Origin of the sequence: Marinobacter sp. MIT932201, from assembly GCF_047123295.1 — a bacterium.
Lineage (GTDB): Bacteria > Pseudomonadota > Gammaproteobacteria > Pseudomonadales > Oleiphilaceae > Marinobacter > Marinobacter salsuginis.
In genome coordinates this window covers 1,830,670-1,848,199 of sequence record NZ_CP138917.1, presented here as the reverse complement: position 1 = coordinate 1,848,199, position 17,530 = coordinate 1,830,670, and the positions used below count along the sequence as shown (strand labels likewise).

At 56.9% G+C, this 17,530-nt stretch carries 15 protein-coding genes and 1 tRNA gene; 9 read left to right on the top strand and 7 right to left on the bottom strand.

What is annotated here, in order from left to right; translation table 11 throughout:
- Nucleotides 1-49 precede the first annotated feature (49 nt).
- The 3 genes from SIC15_RS08305 to SIC15_RS08295 all read left to right on the top strand — a co-directional run bounded on the left by SIC15_RS08305 (nt 50) and on the right by SIC15_RS08295 (nt 2,733).
- The gene (locus tag SIC15_RS08305) at nt 50-595 is read left to right on the top strand and encodes a hypothetical protein (protein ID WP_412537430.1); all 546 of its coding nucleotides are present in this window, start codon (nt 50-52) and stop codon (nt 593-595) included.
- Entirely contained in the window at nt 595-1,782 is a 1,188-nt protein-coding gene (locus SIC15_RS08300) for an iron-containing alcohol dehydrogenase (protein ID WP_069184627.1), read from the top strand. Before SIC15_RS08305 ends, SIC15_RS08300 begins: the two co-directional genes overlap by 1 nt.
- A 168-nt stretch (nt 1,783-1,950) precedes the next feature.
- Nucleotides 1,951-2,733, top strand: coding sequence for a substrate-binding periplasmic protein (locus SIC15_RS08295; protein WP_069184626.1), 783 nt, complete (start codon nt 1,951-1,953; stop codon nt 2,731-2,733).
- A 28-nt stretch (nt 2,734-2,761) separates the two neighbouring features.
- On the opposite strand, the gene SIC15_RS08290 is transcribed toward SIC15_RS08295, so the two are convergent.
- Together SIC15_RS08290 and SIC15_RS08285 are read right to left on the bottom strand one after the other, a co-directional pair.
- The gene (locus tag SIC15_RS08290) at nt 2,762-5,248 is read right to left on the bottom strand and encodes an ABC transporter permease (protein WP_412537429.1); all 2,487 of its coding nucleotides are present in this window, start codon (nt 5,246-5,248) and stop codon (nt 2,762-2,764) included.
- Nucleotides 5,248-5,967: an ABC transporter ATP-binding protein gene (locus SIC15_RS08285; RefSeq protein WP_069184679.1), complete on the bottom strand. Its 720-nt coding sequence runs from the start codon at nt 5,965-5,967 to the stop codon at nt 5,248-5,250. The genes SIC15_RS08290 and SIC15_RS08285 overlap by 1 nt, the downstream gene beginning before the upstream one ends.
- Before the next feature lie 62 nt (nt 5,968-6,029).
- Here SIC15_RS08285 and SIC15_RS08280 point away from each other — a divergent pair, with 62 nt between their 5' ends.
- Nucleotides 6,030-6,659: an arylesterase gene (locus SIC15_RS08280; RefSeq protein WP_153634680.1), complete on the top strand. Its 630-nt coding sequence runs from the start codon at nt 6,030-6,032 to the stop codon at nt 6,657-6,659.
- 7 nt (nt 6,660-6,666) lie between these two features.
- On the opposite strand, the gene SIC15_RS08275 is transcribed toward SIC15_RS08280, so the two are convergent.
- The gene (locus tag SIC15_RS08275; RefSeq protein ID WP_412537428.1) at nt 6,667-7,632 is read right to left on the bottom strand and encodes a YheT family hydrolase; all 966 of its coding nucleotides are present in this window, start codon (nt 7,630-7,632) and stop codon (nt 6,667-6,669) included.
- A 72-nt stretch (nt 7,633-7,704) separates the two neighbouring features.
- Between SIC15_RS08275 and SIC15_RS08270 the strand changes: the two genes are divergently transcribed.
- A tRNA-Asn gene (locus SIC15_RS08270) sits at nt 7,705-7,780 on the top strand.
- A 56-nt stretch (nt 7,781-7,836) separates the two neighbouring features.
- Here SIC15_RS08270 and SIC15_RS08265 read toward each other — a convergent pair.
- The gene (locus tag SIC15_RS08265; protein ID WP_412537427.1) at nt 7,837-9,126 is read right to left on the bottom strand and encodes a M18 family aminopeptidase; all 1,290 of its coding nucleotides are present in this window, start codon (nt 9,124-9,126) and stop codon (nt 7,837-7,839) included.
- Between the two features lie 120 nt (nt 9,127-9,246).
- Here SIC15_RS08265 and SIC15_RS08260 point away from each other — a divergent pair, with 120 nt between their 5' ends.
- Both SIC15_RS08260 and SIC15_RS08255 read left to right on the top strand, forming a co-directional pair.
- A complete protein-coding gene (locus SIC15_RS08260) occupies nt 9,247-9,735 on the top strand; it encodes a hypothetical protein (protein WP_136629376.1) in 489 nt (162 codons plus the stop codon).
- 104 nt (nt 9,736-9,839) lie between these two features.
- Nucleotides 9,840-10,448, top strand: coding sequence for an outer membrane beta-barrel protein (locus SIC15_RS08255; protein ID WP_153634683.1), 609 nt, complete (start codon nt 9,840-9,842; stop codon nt 10,446-10,448).
- A gap of 55 nt (nt 10,449-10,503) precedes the next feature.
- Here SIC15_RS08255 and rlmKL read toward each other — a convergent pair whose 3' ends face one another.
- Entirely contained in the window at nt 10,504-12,678 is a 2,175-nt protein-coding gene (rlmKL, locus tag SIC15_RS08250; protein ID WP_412537426.1) for a bifunctional 23S rRNA (guanine(2069)-N(7))-methyltransferase RlmK/23S rRNA (guanine(2445)-N(2))-methyltransferase RlmL, read from the bottom strand.
- 318 nt (nt 12,679-12,996) lie between these two features.
- Between rlmKL and rmf the strand changes: the two genes are divergently transcribed.
- On the top strand, nt 12,997-13,209 hold the full coding sequence (gene rmf / locus SIC15_RS08245) for a ribosome modulation factor (protein ID WP_069184618.1): 213 nt from the start codon (nt 12,997-12,999) through the stop codon (nt 13,207-13,209).
- A gap of 172 nt (nt 13,210-13,381) precedes the next feature.
- On the opposite strand, the gene SIC15_RS08240 is transcribed toward rmf, so the two are convergent.
- Nucleotides 13,382-14,401: a quinone-dependent dihydroorotate dehydrogenase gene (locus SIC15_RS08240; protein ID WP_412537425.1), complete on the bottom strand. Its 1,020-nt coding sequence runs from the start codon at nt 14,399-14,401 to the stop codon at nt 13,382-13,384.
- Nucleotides 14,402-14,810: 409 nt separating this feature from the next.
- Here SIC15_RS08240 and SIC15_RS08235 point away from each other — a divergent pair, with 409 nt between their 5' ends.
- A complete protein-coding gene (locus SIC15_RS08235; protein ID WP_069184616.1) occupies nt 14,811-15,971 on the top strand; it encodes a cation diffusion facilitator family transporter in 1,161 nt (386 codons plus the stop codon).
- Between the two features lie 18 nt (nt 15,972-15,989).
- Here SIC15_RS08235 and SIC15_RS08230 read toward each other — a convergent pair whose 3' ends face one another.
- Nucleotides 15,990-17,489, bottom strand: a complete 1,500-nt coding sequence (locus SIC15_RS08230; RefSeq protein ID WP_412537424.1) for a RimK family protein — start codon at nt 17,487-17,489, stop codon at nt 15,990-15,992.
- Between the last annotated feature and the right edge of the window lie 41 nt (nt 17,490-17,530).

The window sequence follows — 17,530 nt, the reverse complement described above, 5'->3', positions numbered from 1 at the left end:
GCAATAACTCTAAAAATCAGATCACATCAACAATGATTGGATGACGGACATGTTAGCGAAACGTATCCAGCCCATGGTCTTCCAGGCGCGCCGCTTGTATGTGGAACTGATGTTTCAGGTAATGGGGCGGGCACTGCAGGCGGTGAGTGAAGTGGACGAAAAGGTTCAGAATGAAGCCAGGGCCCTGCCTGATGGCTTTCTGTTTGAAATGATGGTGATGCCAGACGGCTCAAAGCTGATCGTGGAGCACACCGGCCAGGGGCGATTCCGCTACCACGGTGACCAGTCACCCCGCCCCGTCGACCTGTCAATTCAGTTCAAGCACATTGCCCATGCGTTTCTGGTGCTGTCTTTCCAGGAGAAAACCTCCGTGGCATTCGCCAATGATCGCATGCTGGTCGATGGCGACATCAGCTATGCGGTGCGCATGACCCGGGTGCTGAACCGGCTTGAGTCATTCATTCTGCCAAAACTGATCGCCGAGCGGGCCGTGAAGGAATACCCGGCCGATCTGCACCTGCCGGAAAAACTGATCAGTGCTGCGCGCATTTACCTGAAAGTTGCCACCAATTTTGTCGAGACAGCGAGAGCGTGATGACCACTAAATATTATGAGTTCTTCTGCCCGGTGAAAGTCATTGCCGGCAAGGCCGCACTTGAACACATTCCCTATGAGCTCACAGGCATGGCTGCGAGACGGCCGATGATCGTAACCGACAAGGGCGTACGGGCTGCCGGTCTGCTGGAACCCGTCATCGCCGCTTGTGAGGAAAGCGGGCTGGAAATCACGTCTATCTATGATGATGTTCCGCCAGACTCCTCCACCACCGTGGTGCGTGATATCGCCGGCATTTACCGTCAGGAAAAGTGCGACTCCATTATCGCCGTCGGCGGCGGTTCGGCGATTGATACCGGCAAGGCCGTCAATATTCTGGTTTCCGAGGGTGGTGACGATATCGCGAAGTACAGCGGTGCCGGCGTGCTCAAGCATCCCCTGAAGCCCTTTTTCGTCGTGCCCACAACGGCCGGTACCGGTTCGGAAGTCACCTCCGTTGCCGTGATCACCGATGAAACCAAGGGCGTCAAGCTGCCCTTCACGTCATCGTTCCTGCTGCCTAACGCGGCGATCATTGATCCGCGCATGACACTTACCCTGCCGCCGCACATCACCGCGGCAACGGCGATGGACGCCATGACCCATGCCACGGAAGCCTTTACCTGCATGGCCAAGAACCCATTGAGCGACGCCTACGCCACCGCGGCGATCAAAAAGATCAGCCACTCCCTGCTCAATGTGATGGACAACCCGAAAGACAGCGACGGCCGATTGGAGCTGGCCCAGGCGTCGACCATGGCCGGCATTGCCTTTTCAAATTCCATGGTGGGCCTGGTGCACGCATTGGGACACGCAACGGGCGCTATCTGTCACCTACCCCACGGTCTGTGTATGAGTCTTTACCTGCCCTATGTGCTGGAGTACAACCTGGAAACCATCCGGGATCCTCTGGGCGACTTGTTGCTGTATCTGGAAGGCCCGGAAGTGTTCGCAGCAACGCCTGCAAGCCGCCGGGCAGAGGCCAGTATTTCCGCCATTCGCAAACTTCGGGATGCCCTTTACAAGCGGTGCCAATTGCCACGTACACTGAAGGAAACCGGCAAGGTAACCGAGGATCAGCTGGATCACATCGCCGAAATGGCGCTGGATGATGGCTCCATCATGTTCAACCCGAAGGAAGTGACACTGGAGGACGCCCGCGCGGTTCTGCGACGCGCCTGGGCATAACCGGAAAGCGGGGGCCGCACGCGGCCCCGGCTTTAGCATTTTTCTTAAGATAGAAATCACATCATTGAAAAGGACTGAGCAAAAGAGGACAATTAGCCACTTCTGGCAGGGATGATAGCCGGGTTCATTTTTCACCTACAGCATCGTTTCGTAGAGAGCCCCCTCCGCATGCAAAACCGAGTGTCCTGCCTCACCTCTGCCATTCTCGGCATCCTGCTGGTTGGTCTGACAATACCTTCTTTTTCCGTATCCGCGTCCGAGGAAGTGTCCGGGGAAGAGCGTGTATTCCGTTTCAACATCTCTCCCAACGGCTATCCCCCCTATCTGATCGTTGATCAGAACCAACCCTCAGGAATCATGTGGGATGTCGTGTCCGTGGTTGCCAAACGCCTCGGCTACAGGGTTATTGCGGAAAGGATTCCGCGAAAGCGGGTTGATCAGATGCTGCTTGAGGGTTACATCGACGGCACGCCAAGGGCCCGGGAGTGGGCAGATAATCCGGAGCAGTTCCTGTTTACTGACCCTGTCGTGGACATCGAAGAGGTGTTTTTTGCACCTGCTCAATCGGACTTCTCGTACGAGAGCCCAGACGATCTGGTTTCAAAAACCATTGTTACTCACCTCGGGTACCGGTATCCGCTGCTCGAGCCTTACTTCGAAGAGGGCCGAGTTCGCCGTTTCGATGTTTCCAGGGACAAGGACATGTTCACGTTCGTGCTGCACGGCGACCGATTCGACGCGGCTGTCGCTGATCGGCTGGTCGGAAAATGGATCCTGCGGAACGAGGGCCTCAGGCAGCACTTCGACATAACCAGCAAGGGCATCAGCAATTATGGCTTCCGGCTGATGTTGCGTAAGGACTGGCATTCCTTCGCCAATCAATTCAATGCCGAACTGGCGGAGATGAGAGAGAACGGCGAACTTGACGCCATTCTCGCCAACTACCGATAACCGCTGCCGCCGCTCTACCCAGGGCGCCTTACTCCAGGCGCCTTAGAAGAAGCATGGGCGACACGCTAAGAACCGGCCGGAGTTGCCATCGGCCAAACAGGGCCAGAACTAGGGCGCTAACCAGCGGGATAGGCAGCACCACATGCCAGTGCCATTGGAATGTGCCCTCGAACATCCGGAACTGCAGTGCCCAGACCGCCGCCTCGGCGGCAACCACGCCCAATAAACCTGCAAAGCCTCCCAGCAACGCGAACTCGAGCATAGTGCTGCGCACTAACAGTTTCTGCCTGCCGCCCAGAGTTCGTAGCAAGGCCCCTTCCCTTTGCCGGTCCTGGAGCGTCGCACTGACCACCGCTGCCATAACCACAAGCGCTGCGGCAAGAATCAGCGCCAGGATGGCTTCAATCGCCTGTGTTACCTGGCGGACAATCTCCTGGATTCGCTCGATCACGTGGTCAATTTCCAGTACCGAAACGGTCGGGAACTGGCGCGAAAACTCGTTCAATGCATCCTTGCTGTCCTTGGGAAGATAAAAGCTGGTTATCCAGGTTGCAGGCATGTCTGTCAGGCCGCCCTCCGGCGGGAAGGCCATGTAGAAATTGGGTTTCATGCTGTCCCACTGAACCGTGCGGATACTGGTGACAGCTTCCGTTACCTTCTCGGAACCGATGGTAAAGGTCAGTTTGTCGCCCAATGACAGGCCGAGTTGTGCAGCCAGTTCGGCTTCCACCGAGACGCCGTTTTTCTGGTTCTCACCGAACCAGGTGCCCTCCACTACCTCGTTGTCTTCCGGTAGAGCCGACATCCAGGTGAGGTTCAGTTCACGGTTAAGGGCGTTTACATTCTCATCCTTACTGACCGTTTCCTTGACCGGCTGTCCGTTGAGCTCGGTCAGACGGCCGCGAACCATGGGGTAGAGTTTATCCAGGGGCTGGCCACGCTCTTGCCAGAACGCATCAACGTCCTCAACCGCGTCCGGCGCAATATTGATCAGGAAGTGATTGGGCGCGTCATCGGGCAACTGGGCCTGCCAGTCCGACAGTAATGAAGTCCGCACCAGTATCAGCGTGGCGGCAAGCATCAATGTCATCGCAAACACGGCAATCTGGGACAGACTGGCCCTGCGATGCCGGTAGAGGCCCACCAATGCCAGACGCCAGGCGTTACCGCCGCCACGGACCTTACGCAGTGTGGCCACTAGCAGCCATCCAACCAGGCCAAGGGCGCCAAGCAGCAGGGCAAGGCCACCGAGCAGGGAAACCACGAGGGCCAGTTCGCCGGCGTACATCCAGACCAGTCCGAACACCGCCACAATGGCGATCAGGATATCCGGCAAGGCCTCACGACCTGTTTCACCGGGTTGGCTTCGCAGTACGCGCATGGCCGGCACATTGCGAAGCCGACGCACCGGCGGATAGGCGAAGGCAAACAGAGAAACAAGAGCGGTCAGAAGCGCGGGTACCAGGGCGGAAGGGTCGAGCTGGAAATCCACCGGGCGATCCAGTACCTCGCTCAGCATGCGAGTCAGCAACCAGTAAAGCGGCATGGCCACCAGCAGGCCACCGACGATGCCGGTAACGCCCCAGAGTGCCAGACGCCTGAGATACAAGCCGCCAATACCAGCGCCGCTCAGACCGAGGGTCTTCAGTAATGCGACGGTGTCGCGTTGAGACAGGGCGTATTGCCGGCTTGCAACAGCAACCGCCACAGCGGCAAGCAGAACCGCAAGGCTGCCGCCGAGCAGCAGGAATCGCTCGGCACGCTCAAGGGAGCGGGAGAAGGTTTCACCATCGCGAACGCCCTCCCATTCATGGCTGGGCTCCATGCGGGGTTCCAGCCATTGATAGTAAGACTCCAGCGAGGCTTCATCACCGGCAAACAGATAAACATACTCAACCCGGCTGCCCTCCTGAATCACCCCGGTGGCCGAGACATCATCCACATGCATCATTACCCGTGGCGCCAGCGCGGAGAGCCGGAAACCACCGTCGGGCTCGCGAATGAGGAGACCTGAGACGGTCAGGTTCAGATTCCCGACTTCCAGGGGCTCTCCGATTTCCAGATCCAGCAGTCTGAGCAGGCGCGGGTTGATCCAGACCTCTCCTGGCCCGGGCCCCTGACTGACCAGCTCCCTGGGCCCCGTTGGGTCCCGCTGTATTTCGATATCCCCCCGGAGCGGATATTCGTTGCTGACGGCTTTCACCGACACCAGCTGGAAATTATCAGCGCCCAAAACCATGGTGGAGAATTCCACCATTCGACCGGTTGCCAGCCCCTGAGCAGTCGCTTCCTCCAGCCATGAATCGGGAATGGGTCGACCATTTTCCGCTTCCAGCTGCCGATCCGCCGCCAGGAACGAACTGGCTGAGGAAACCAGGGTGCGTTGCAGCTGGCTGGCAAACAGGGCGATGGTAGCAACCGTGGCAACGGCAATGATCAGAGCGGCAAGAACGACACGAACATCCCGTTCCCGCCAATCCCGGCGGACCGACATGAGCTTGTTTGCAGCCGCCATCAGTGTGCCATCTCCTGAGCCGCGCTCGGTTCGGTAAGAACGCCGGCTTCAATGTGGAACTGCCGATTGCAGCGCGCCGCCAGGTGTTCGTCGTGGGTAACCATTACCAGCGTTGTGCCCTGCTCCCGGTTGAGCGCCATGAGCAGATCGGAGACTGCCTGGCCGGTGCGGTTGTCCAGGTTGCCGGTCGGCTCATCAGCAAACAGAATCAGCGGCTCAGAAGCGAACGCCCGCGCAATCGCTACCCGCTGCTGCTCACCGCCCGACAGCTGTCTTGGAGTGTGGGTCAGACGTTCGCCCAGGCCCACCCGTTCCAGTAATTCACGTGCTCTTTTTTCCGGAGCGCTCATACCCGCCAGCTCCAGGGGCAACATAACGTTCTCGAGCGCGGTGAGCGCAGGTAAAAGCTGGAAGGACTGGAACACGAACCCAACCCGGTGGGCCCGAAGCTTTGCCCGCTCGTCTTCGCTGAGCTTGCTGATCACCGACCCGTCCAGCTCAACCGTTCCCTCAGTCGGCGTATCGAGGCCGGCTAACAGACCCAGGAGTGTGGTTTTTCCAGACCCTGAGCGCCCGACAATGGCTACGGACTCTCCCCGATTGATTTCAAGAGTGACCCCTTGCAAGATCGTGAGCGTATCGGTTTCAACACTGACGCGGTGAGTCAGGTTATTTACCCGTAACATTGGGCTCTGGCTATCCGGGTTAATATTGGTCATCTGGTTCACGGAATCTCCCGATCCTGGGTCCTGAAAACGACTTAAAGGTGTATTGGTTGTCTATGCATACGGCATTGGTGTACGTCAGATCAATTCTTTTTCTTGTAGCTACCCTGTTGGCGCTGCCCGTGGCGGCGAGCCAGAGCACGCTTCTGATTGTCGGAGACAGCCTCAGTGCCGCCTATGGCGTCCCCTCCGAAACTGCCTGGGTGCAGTTGTTACGTGAGCGCCTGGAAGACAAGGGACTAACGGAATGGGAAGTGGTCAATGCCAGCATCAGCGGAGAGACCACCGATGGCGGCGCTCGTCGTCTGCCCGAACTGCTTGAGGAGAACGAGCCCGAAGTGGTGATCATCGAATTGGGGGGCAACGACGGCCTTCGCGGCTTTCCGCCCAATGTTATCGAATCCAATCTCGCCTCCATGATCGAAAAAGTCCAGGGTTCGGGGGCGCGTGCCGTACTGGTGGGCATGCAGATACCTCCCAATTACGGACAGCGGTACACAGAGATGTTCGCCGAAATCTACCCGAAGCTGTCAGACCGTTACGACACCGCTCTGGTTCCCTTCTTCCTGGACGGCATCTACAACCAGGACGGACTGATGCAGGACGACGGTATTCATCCTACCGAGGAAGCCCAGGCCAAACTGCTGGACAACGTCTGGCCGGTCATCAAACCGATCCTTCAGTAACCCCGACTCAGTGCAATCCCCGGAGAAACACCAGGGCCCGGCGCTCTGACCAGTAGAACCCGTCCCTGGCATGCTCGACAAACCCCACATGACCGCCCCAGCGGGGCGCCTCAAGGCGCACATGGGCGCCGAGCTGCCGCCGGGACTCCGGAAAGCATTGCGGCGACAGGAACGGATCATCGGCGGCATTGACCATCAGCGCCGGCACCCTCACATCTCGCATGCGCCCCAGTGCCGAGCACTGTGCCCAGTAATCCCGGGCATTGCGGAAACCGTGCAGTGGTGCCGTGTAGCGGTCATCAAACTCATGAAAACTGCGGATCGCGTCAAACCCGGAAACATCGATCAGGTCGGGGAACTTTTCTGCCTTCTCCTGCATTTTCACCTTCAGATCCCGAAGAAAGCGCTGCATGTAAATCTTTCGGCTGGGCAGCGCCAGCATATCGGCGCTGCCGGCCAGGTCGCAGGGAACCGAGTAGGCAACTGCGCCGCAGATCCGGCTATCGACTCCCTCACCCTGTTCGCCCAGATAAAGCAGCGTCAGATTGCCCCCCATGCTAAACCCGGAAAGGAACAGGGTTTTGTAGTTACCCGACAAACCGTGATTGACCACCAGGCCGAGATCCTCGGTGGCGCCGCTATGATAGAACCTGGGTTGCCGATTCATAACGCCGCCGCAGGAGCGGAAGTTCCACGCCAGAACATCCCATCCCTCACGCAGCAAGGCTCGGGTTAAACCGAGCACGTAGGGACGCCGGCTATGCCCCTCCAACCCGTGGGAAACAATCGCCAGACGGTCGCTGCCCTGCCGGTACCAGTCCAGGTGCAGTTCGTCGTCATCCGGCGTCGCAATCACTTCCGGCTCGGGATCAACCATGGGTACTTTGCGAAACAGCGTGGGCCAGACCGACTGGACGTGACCGTTGCGTAGCCACGGTGGCGGACGATAGTGAAGAGTCCTGCTTTCGTACAATTTTTAGCCTTTCATATCAGGGGGTTGACCCCGTAAATCAAAGCGCTTAATATGCGCGCCACTTGATGCTGTTCCCCGATAGCTCAGTTGGTAGAGCAACGGACTGTTAATCCGTTTGTCGCTGGTTCGAGCCCAGCTCGGGGAGCCACTTATTTCGAAATGCCGCTGCTTCTGATGAATCAGCGGCATTTTTCGTTTCCCGCCCTAGAAAATCTGTTCGCGCTGCATGAATTCGGTCAGCACGCGGAACAGCGTGAAGCCATCCTCGGTTCCGATCAGTTCCCGAATAGAGTGCATACCGAACTGCGGTACACCAATGTCCAGCGTGGTCACTCCCAGATTACCCGCCGTGAGCGGCCCGATGGTACTGCCACAGCCCATGTCACTTCGAACCACAAACGTCTGGTGTGGCAAACCCAGCTCGTCACTGATGTGGCGGTATACGGCCGCCGAGCGACTGTTGGTGGCGTAACGCTGGTTGTGGTTGACCTTGATCACCGGCCCCTGATTGAGAATCGGACCGTGATTTTCGTCGTGTTTATCCATGTAATTGGGGTGAATGCCGTGGGCATTATCCGCCGACACCATCATCGAACGGGCAATGGCCCGGGCCTTGCCGGAGCCGGCCCAACGATCCAGCACCGCCATGAGGAACGGCCCCTGGGCGCCTTCGGCCGACATACTGCCAACCTCTTCGTGATCATTGCAGACCAACAGAGCGGCCTGATCACCGGAAGCTTTCAGCAAAGACTGAAGGCCGATGTAACAACTCAGCAGGTTGTCCAGCCGAGCGGATGCGATGAAATCATCGCGCAAACCGACAAACGACGCCTCACGGGCATCGTAAAAGCTCAGCTCGTAGCCCAGAACCTTGCGAACACTCAGTCCGGATTCTGTTCTGACCTGTTGTGACAGCAAATCGACAAAGCTGGTCGTGTCACTTTCCGGAACCTGCATCACAACCGGTGGCAGATCGGTCTGGGGATTAACCGTCCGATTGCTGTTGGCTTCGCGGTCGAGGTGGATGGCCAGACTGGGGATATACGCGATGGGTTTGCGAAAATCCACCAGCGTATCCCGCACCTTGCCGTCCTCGTCCAACACCGTAACCCGACCGGCCAGAGAAAGGTCCCGATCAAACCAGGGGTTGAGCAGAACACCGCCGTAGACCTCGACCCCCAGCTGGAAAAAACCCTTGCGGCGAAGCTCAGGTGTGGGCTTGACCTTCAGGCAGGGGCTATCGGTATGGGCACCCACCATACGGATCCCCGAGGTGGCAACGTCTTTGCTGCCGGTGCGGAAGGCAACGATCGAAGAGCCGTTACGGATAACGAAATAGCCCTGGTTTTTGGCCAGTGACCAGTCTTCCCGCTCATCCAGTTCCTGGAACCCGGCCGCACTGAGCCGTTGCTTCATGGTGTCGACTGCGTGCCAGGGTGTGGGAGAGGTGTTCAGAAACTTCAATAAATCTTTGTTAAATTCAGCGTGTTCCATGATGTCCCTGATTAAAAGATAATTGCGCCATCAGTATGGCATGAAGCCGTAAAGCCTCATACTGGTCAACGGACATTCCCTATAACCGGGTCACAAATTAACCAGCACCGGGAGCCCAACGTGCCTGCACCGAGATTTCTCGACATTGAATACTGCCAGACCGACGACGCGCTTTTCCCAACCGCTATGGCCTGGTCGCTGGAAGACGGCCGGATGAAAACCGTGGTGATCACCCCTTCCGATGACTGGCTCCCCGAAGACGGTGACCTAGGTGATATCGACCTGCTCTACCTGGAAGAACAGGGCGTGCCCCTCATCGAACTGGCCCGGGAACTGCACCAGGACCTGCCAGACCAGACCGTATTCGTAGACGGCCTGGATCCGGACGAGATTCTGGTGGACCTGATCTTCACGGCGGTGGGACAGGAAGCCCCGTTTGAGATCGCACCCATCAGTGAGCTAATTACCGGCCTCGACAGCGAAACCCTGGAAGATCGTCGTCGCCAGTTGCTGTTCGAGGAAAGCCTGGAACCTCAACTGCCCGAAAATGGCGTATATGCCCTGCTGCTAATGGCTCGGGAAGAAGGCCTGTTCGACGAAGACCTTTAACGGTGCAGAACAGACACAGGGAAGTGTGACACGGGTCGACGTAACAAACGGTTACACAAGGCAGAATCAGCCCGTATTCGCCCACGTCAGGAAGCCCGATAACAATGAACAAGGTTGTGCGAACGCCCCTTATCTGCCCACTTGTCCCCGCCCTGTTTCTCGCCTCCCAGGCTGTTCTGGCCCAGGATACTCCTCGAGCAGACAAACACTACATCGGTCTGCTGGCAACCACTTACAACCACCGCACCATCGGTGAAAACACCAAGGAGACGGCCTGGGGCACTGGCGGAACACTGGTGATGGGTGGTCATATCACCGACCTGTTCCACGCCGAGTTGCGGGCGGGCGGTGGCTTTAAAGACGCCGAAGTCCCGAATAGTGACCTCACACTGAGCGTTGACTACTACGCCAGCTGGTATATCGGCCTGCACTATCCGATTACCGACTACGCCAACCTCTACGGACAGTTTGGCTTTTCCTATATCCATGGCGAGGGGGAGATTAGCGACCCGGCGAATGACCGCAACAACCCCTTTCTGGACCTCGAAGGCGAATTTCCAGACAGCGGCTTCAGCGTCAGCTGGATTGCTGGCCTCGACTTCGAAGTAATGGACGACACCTTCCTGGTGTTCGAAGGAGGAAAGCTCTTCGAAGACACCGCCACGGATGTGAATACCTTCCAGTTCTCCGGCGGCCTGCGCTACGAGTTCTAGAATACAGGTCGGATTACGCTTCGCTAATCCGACCTACCGTTCTATTCAATTTCCTTTATGCCTTGTGGCGGATGTGCCAGCACCGGTGGATCCGGGCATTGCGCTGGAAATCCCTGTCCAGGGTATCCCGGGTAACTTCGGAAACCTCGAACTCGCTTTCCAGCGCCTCGTCGAGCTTGAATCGCCGGAAATTATTGGAAAAGATCAGCAATCCATCAGAGCTCAGCCTCGCCATGGCCTGCCTCACCAGCGTGGGATGATCCTTCTGGATATCCAGAACGCCCGCCATTCGGGCGGAGTTCGAAAATGTGGGCGGATCCATGAAGATCAGATCAAACCGTTGGTCCGCCGTTTTTCGGTCCGCAAGCCAGGCCAGGCAATCCGCCTGCTCTACCCGATGTTTCCGGGGATCCGCACCGTTCAGGGCCAGATTCTCCTCGGCCCATCCGACATAGGTTTTTGACATATCAAGGCTGAGAGAGCGGCTGGCGCCTCCTACCACGGCATGCACCGTGGCCGCCCCGGTATAGCAGAACAGATTCAGAAACCGCTGGTTTGCGGCGTGTTGCTGAATCCAGTGCCGCACCGGCCGATGATCCAGAAACAGACCGGTGTCCAGGTAATCCTTCAGGTTCACCTTCAGCACACAGCCATGTTCGTGAACCTTGAAAAACTCGCCACTGGCAGCCTGCTTTTCATACTGGCTGGTGCCCGTCTGGCGCTGGCGCTGCTTGCACACCATGTCTTCCCGGTCCACGCCGAGCGCTTCGGGAATCACTGCAAGAGCTTCGGCCAGACGTTCACGGGCGGAACGTTCGTCCACCGATTTCGGGGCCGCGTACTCCTGCACGTGTATCCGGCCCTCATAGATATCGATTGCCAGAGCGAACTCCGGCATGTCGGCATCGTAAAGACGATAGCAACCAATGCCCTGCTTTCTCGCCCACTGGCCAATGGTCTTCATATTTTTCTTGAGCCGGTTACGAAGCATGGCCGCACGTTCCTCGTTAGCAATACGAGGAGTAATCTCACCGGGGATATCGGGGCCCCGCGGGGTCATGGCGCTGGCGTCATTGATTTCGAACAACAGCAACTGAGCGGGCAGTTTGCCGTTGAAAAGCCGGTATTGCTTGTAGCTTCGCAAACCGATGGACTTGCCGTATTCCGGGGCACCGGTAAACACACCAAGCCGCCAGCCGGGTACGCTGCGTTTCACTGCAGCGCCCAGCGCCTGGTACAGGGCGCCCAGTTCCCTGCGCTCACTCAAGCGCTCACCGTATGGGGGATTGGTCAACACCAACCCATGTTTGGACCAGCCGCCCTCCGGTTCCAGGGCGTCAACCGATCGAGCTTCAACGTGGACAATACTCTCAAGCCCGGCCCGCTGGATATTCTTCCAGGCCGTCGCAATGACCCGACTGTCCTGGTCAAAGCCCGCCAGCCTGGGGATTCGTTTCTGTTTACCCTCATGGGCGCGACGTTCTGCTTCCTGGCGCAAGGACAACCAGAGCTCCGGCTGATGGCCAGGCCATTTCTCGAAGCCAAACTGCTCCTGTTTGCGGCCCGGCGCCATATCCAGCGCCATCATCGCGGCTTCAATTACAAGCGTGCCGGACCCACACATCGGGTCCAGAAAATCGCCGCCGGTCGAGGCAATCTCTGGCCAGCCCGCACGCATCAGTAATGCCGCCGCCAGGTTTTCTTTAAGTGGTGCTATGCCTTTATCTGTCCGGTAGCCGCGCATATGGAGGCTGTGGCCGCTGAGGTCGACTCCCAGTGACAGGCGCCCCCGATTCAGTCGAGCGGAGATAATGACATCGGGATTCTTGGCATCCACGGAAGGCCTCGGGCCTCCATTGGCCTGGAACCGGTCCACAATGCCGTCTTTTACCCGCTGTGCTCCGTATTGCGTATTCCGGATTGCCTCGTTCTGACCGAGAAAAGTGACCCGGAAACTTCCATTCACCGGAATATGCTGCTGCCAATCCATGTGCACAACGCCGTCATACAGCTCGTCGCCACTGTTGGCATTCACTTCTTCGACATGGAGGATCACCCGGTTGGCCAGGCGTGACCAAAGGCAAGCGCGATAACCAGCCTCCAGGGCACCCTCCACCCAGACTCCCGCCGGCGCGTTGCGCACGGTGTCCAGGCCAAAAGTGCTGAGCTCGTCCGCCAGAAGGTATTCCACCCCCTTCGGGCAGGTTACGAAAAATACAGATTTGGACAAGTTCAACTCCTGGTGTATCAGCGGCGACTGGTAAGTTTCCGGAATACTGGCTGTTCCGAAATTGGTGGTGATTTTTTAGTTCACATAACTATAAAAAAAGCGTCACATAGATGAAATAATTAGTGTACATCCGCGCAAGGTTCGACTTACCTTGTAATTGACGCGTCGTTCCGGAAGGTAACAAACCTTCCGTTAACAGGATCCTGACTGCTCTGGCTTGAGCTGACAATAGTGGGTTATCCCGGAGCGGGTAACAGTTGTCGCAGCCACTGCAGGTGTGTACACGCTTGTTCTGTTAATCCATCAGTGAGGAACGGCATGAAAAGACAGAAAAGAGACATGTACGCTCGTGCATACAAGCGGGGTTATCTCGCTGGCGTGTCCGGTAAATCCAAAGACAGCTGCCCGATTGAACAGGCGGAAGTTCGCCAGGAATGGCTGAACGGGTGGCGAGAAGGCCGCACAGATCAATGGGAGGGCATGACCGGCGTATCCGGCATCCACAAACTGGCTAACGTTACGACGGCTTAACGCCTGAACTAACTCCGAATCTTAATCTGATCTTTTTCTACACAACTTGACGCAGTACCCAGAGTAACCCAAATGGGGCCTCCCGCCCCATACCATGCGAAGAAGCGCTACGGGGTTCATTCCCCGCTCGGGCCCGCTAAGCGGGCCCACCTTCGTTCTGGGACACCGACAATCACTGTACCTGCCTGATCGCCTCAACGGCTTCTTTTATCAGCTGAGGCCCACGGTAAATAAACCCTGTGTAAATTTGTACAAGTTTGGCTCCGGCCCGGACTTTCTCTGCTGCGCTCTCGCCGTCGGTAATGCCGCCCACGCCAATAATCGGCAACGACTCCCCCAACTCCGCGTAAAGTCCCTTTATGACCCTCAGAGACGCTTCCCGAACCGGCACTCCGCTCAGCCCCCCGGCCTCATTGGCATAAGGATGACCCGCCACCGCATCACGACTGACCGTTGTATTGGTGGCAATCACGCCGTCCAGCCCCGTCTCTCGCAGCGCAGATGCCACAAAACGGATACCGTCATCGTCCATGTCCGGAGCAATCTTTACGGCTACAGGCACATAACGCCCATGTTCTTTTTCGCACTTCAGTTGCTCGTCCTTGATGGCTTCCAGAAGCCCTTTCAGGGAGTCCCCAAACTGCAGATCCCGTAGCCCTGGCGTATTGGGCGAGGACACATTCACCGTAATGTAATCGGCGCGGGTGTAGACAGCCGAAATCCCCTTTCGGTAGTCCGATTCGGATTGATCGTTGGGCGTATCCTTGTTCTTGCCAACATTGATTCCCAACACCCCGCGGTACCGGCGATTGTCCACGCGCGCCAGCAAGTGGTCCAACCCTTCGTTATTGAAACCCATGCGATTAATGATGGCTTGATGTTCCGGCAGTCGAAACATTCTCGGTTTGGGGTTTCCAGGCTGCGCCAGTGGCGTGACTGTTCCCACTTCAATGAATCCGAAGCCCAGGGCTCCCAGTGCATCAAGATGATCGGCGTTCTTATCAAGACCTGCGGCGAGCCCGACAGGGTTCGGAAAATCCAGCCCCATAACATTCACTGGCAATGAATCTATTTTTGGCGAAAAAACGTTCAAAACGCCCAATCGTTGCGCAAGATCCAGACCACTCAATGCAATATTGTGAGCCTGCTCAGCCGGAAGACGGAAAAGCAGGTTGCGGAAAACGCCGTACATCTGAAAAAACTCCCCTGATCCAAGTGGGCGGAGTATACAGGAAGTTTTCCACAGCTTCCCGGGATAGAGAAAAATCAGCTCTAAATGACTGTATCATGGCAGTCTCATGACCTTTTCCACGGAATCTGTGGATAACCCTGTTGAAAATCGAGGGGCAACGGTTCCCATCCCTTGATAACTGCGCCAGTCTACAGATTGATCATTTTTTGACCAGTTAAATTTAACTTTATTTTCAATGGGTTATAAATCTTTTCCTTGCCTGTCGACAAATACTAAACAAAATGTTACCCGGTCACCGTTCTGCAATGATGTGCATAAATCACTTGAAATTCGGCTTTCGGGCCGGCACTGCCAAACACTCCAAGAATAACGTTATACTGGCACCTGTTTTCGGATCAGGAGTTCTGCAATGCAAGAGCCGATTTCCTCCGCTCAACAGAACCGGGACAGTCTTGCGGGCGAGATGAGGGCGGCTTCAAGGGTCACCATTATTGGAATGATTCTCGATGCCGTACTCGGTGTCATTAAAGTCATTGCAGGTGCTCTTTTTCATTCCCAGGCACTGCTGGTCGATGGCATTCACTCCTTTACCGACGTTGCCTCGGATCTGGTTGTCCTCGGTGTCATGAAAATTTCCCGCCAGGAACCGGATGAAGATCACCCCTACGGTCACCAGCGAATCGAGACCTTCGGCACCCTGGTGCTTGGTAGTATTCTGATCGCGGTAGGCGCTGCCCTGGCCTGGGAAAACACGCTTCGTCTGATCGAAGGCAACGTGGATACCGTTCCCGGGTGGCCGGTCCTGGTAGCGGCGGCCCTGTCGGTGGCCGGGAAGGAGTGGATCTTTCGATACACTCGCCATGTAGGCCTGAAAATTCGCTCGGATCTGATTATCGCCAACGCCTGGCACAGCAGAACCGATGCGTTTTCCTCAATCGTCGTTCTGGTTTCGACCGCAGGTGCCATGCTGGGGATGATCTGGCTCGATGTGTTTGCCGCAGTGGTGATTGCCGGAATCATTATCCACATCGGCTGGAAGTTCACCTGGGACAGCGTAAAAGAGCTTGTGGATACCGGCCTTTCTCACGAAGACACAGAGATGCTCAAGAGCATTGCCCGCGACACAGACGGCGTGCGCAACGTCCACGAACTTCGTAGCCGTCGCATGGGCCATGACATCCTGCTGGATATTCACCTGGTGGTCCGGCCGGAAATCAGCGTTTCAGAGGGACATCAGATCGGTATGCAGGTGGTCTCGGGCATGCGAGACGCCCTGGACAACATTCGGGACATCAATTTCCACATCGACGCTGAAAACGACGAAGACCAGCCGCTGACCTCTGAGCGCCTGCCTTCCCGAGAAGACATCCGGGCTGTACTGGCCCGGCATATTGGTGAACTTCCACACCACAGTCGCCTGCGGCTGCACTACCTGAAGAACAAGGTGCACCTGGAACTGTTTCTCGACGAGTACGAGGAAAAAACCCTGTTCTCCTCCGCAAACATCAGGGATCAGCTTCGGGATTACCCCTGGTTTGGCAGTGTCCGGGTTTGGGTGGCCGGCCCCTGAAGAAGCCGGCCAAACCCTTTACCTCCGCCGGTTCTCCTCCATCCTCGAGAGAAACTCCTGCATGATCAGGGTATAGAGTTCGCCCCCGAGGAAGCGATCCTCGACACCGGCATCAATGCTCGGATTGTCGTTGACTTCAATCACGGCAACCCGGTTTCCGGATTGTTTGATATCCACACCGTACAGCCCGTTACCAATCAGCTTGGTGGCATTCAGGGCCGCCTGAATCACATTTCTCGGCACCTCGTAGGTGGGCATGGTCTCGAAGCCACCGCTTTCACTCTCGGATTCACCGTGCTGGTAGATCTGCCAGTGGCCTTTCACCATCATGTATTTGCACGCGTAGATAGCCCGACCACCGAGTACACCAATGCGCCAGTCGTAATCGGTGTACAGATATTCCTGGGCCAGCACCAGGGCCGACTGCTTGAACAGGTCCTTTAGACCGGCTCGCAAGCTCTTCTCATCCTCCGCCTTGGTAACGCCCCGGGAAAATGCGCCATCCGGAATCTTGATGACCACGGGAAAGCCCAGTTCGCTGATGACCTGTTCAACCGCGTTCTTCTGGTCTTTGGACAGGATCAGCGTCTTGGGTGTGGGAACCTTGTTGTTTTTCAGAAGATCCGCAAGAAACACTTTGTTGGTGCACTTCAGGATCGATACAGGATCATCAATAACTACCATACCCTCCGCCGCTGCCTTGCGGGCAAAACGGTAGGTATGGTGGTCAATGGCGGTGGTTTCCCGGATGAACAGGCCATCGTATTCCGGAAGGCGCATGTAATCCCTGCGGGTGATCTGCTCAACATTGATACCCAGCTTGCGACCGGCCTTTTCGAATCGCTTCAGGGCAACCTTGTCGCTCGGCGGCATTTCCTCATCGGGATTGACCAGAACCGCCAGGTCGTAGCGGTAACGTCGACGGGTTCTGGGCTTACGCCACACCATGCTGCTGAAACGATCCAGGGCGGCGGCAAATACGTCCTGCTCCTGTTCGCCGAGGTCCGCCGGGGCCGCCGGTTTCATGGACTCGATCTGCCACTGCTTGCGGCGCTTGAAGACAACCTCGAGAATCGGGCACGGAAAACGCTCGAACAGGGCCCTGGCAACCGGTTTGAGATCCGGATGCTCAGCCTGGCCAAAGTAAGTCCGGATCCGGACTTCATGAGTAGCTGCGCGCTCATCACTGGCGGGATCAATTGCCGAACCCGACGCCTCCAGCCAGTTGATAACGCTCTCATCAAGCTCTTCCAGCTCGAGAGAAAACAACCCTTTCCTACCCAGGTCATTAAGCGTCATAACCGAAGGCACCACGTGGTGACCACGGGCTTCCGCCAGCAATGAGCAATAATACCCCTTGCTCAGGTACCGGGCGCTCTGGCACAGGTTAATGACTCTTACCCGGCTGGACGGCGGTGCCGAGAACTGGAGATACTGATCAAACGTCAGTACATCTTCACTGGGATAATAAGGCGCCCAGTCTTTGGCGCGGTCCACTACGATAAGCAAACGGGACATTAAAGGCATTCCTCCCTGAAAGGTCTTGCCTGTGATATTTG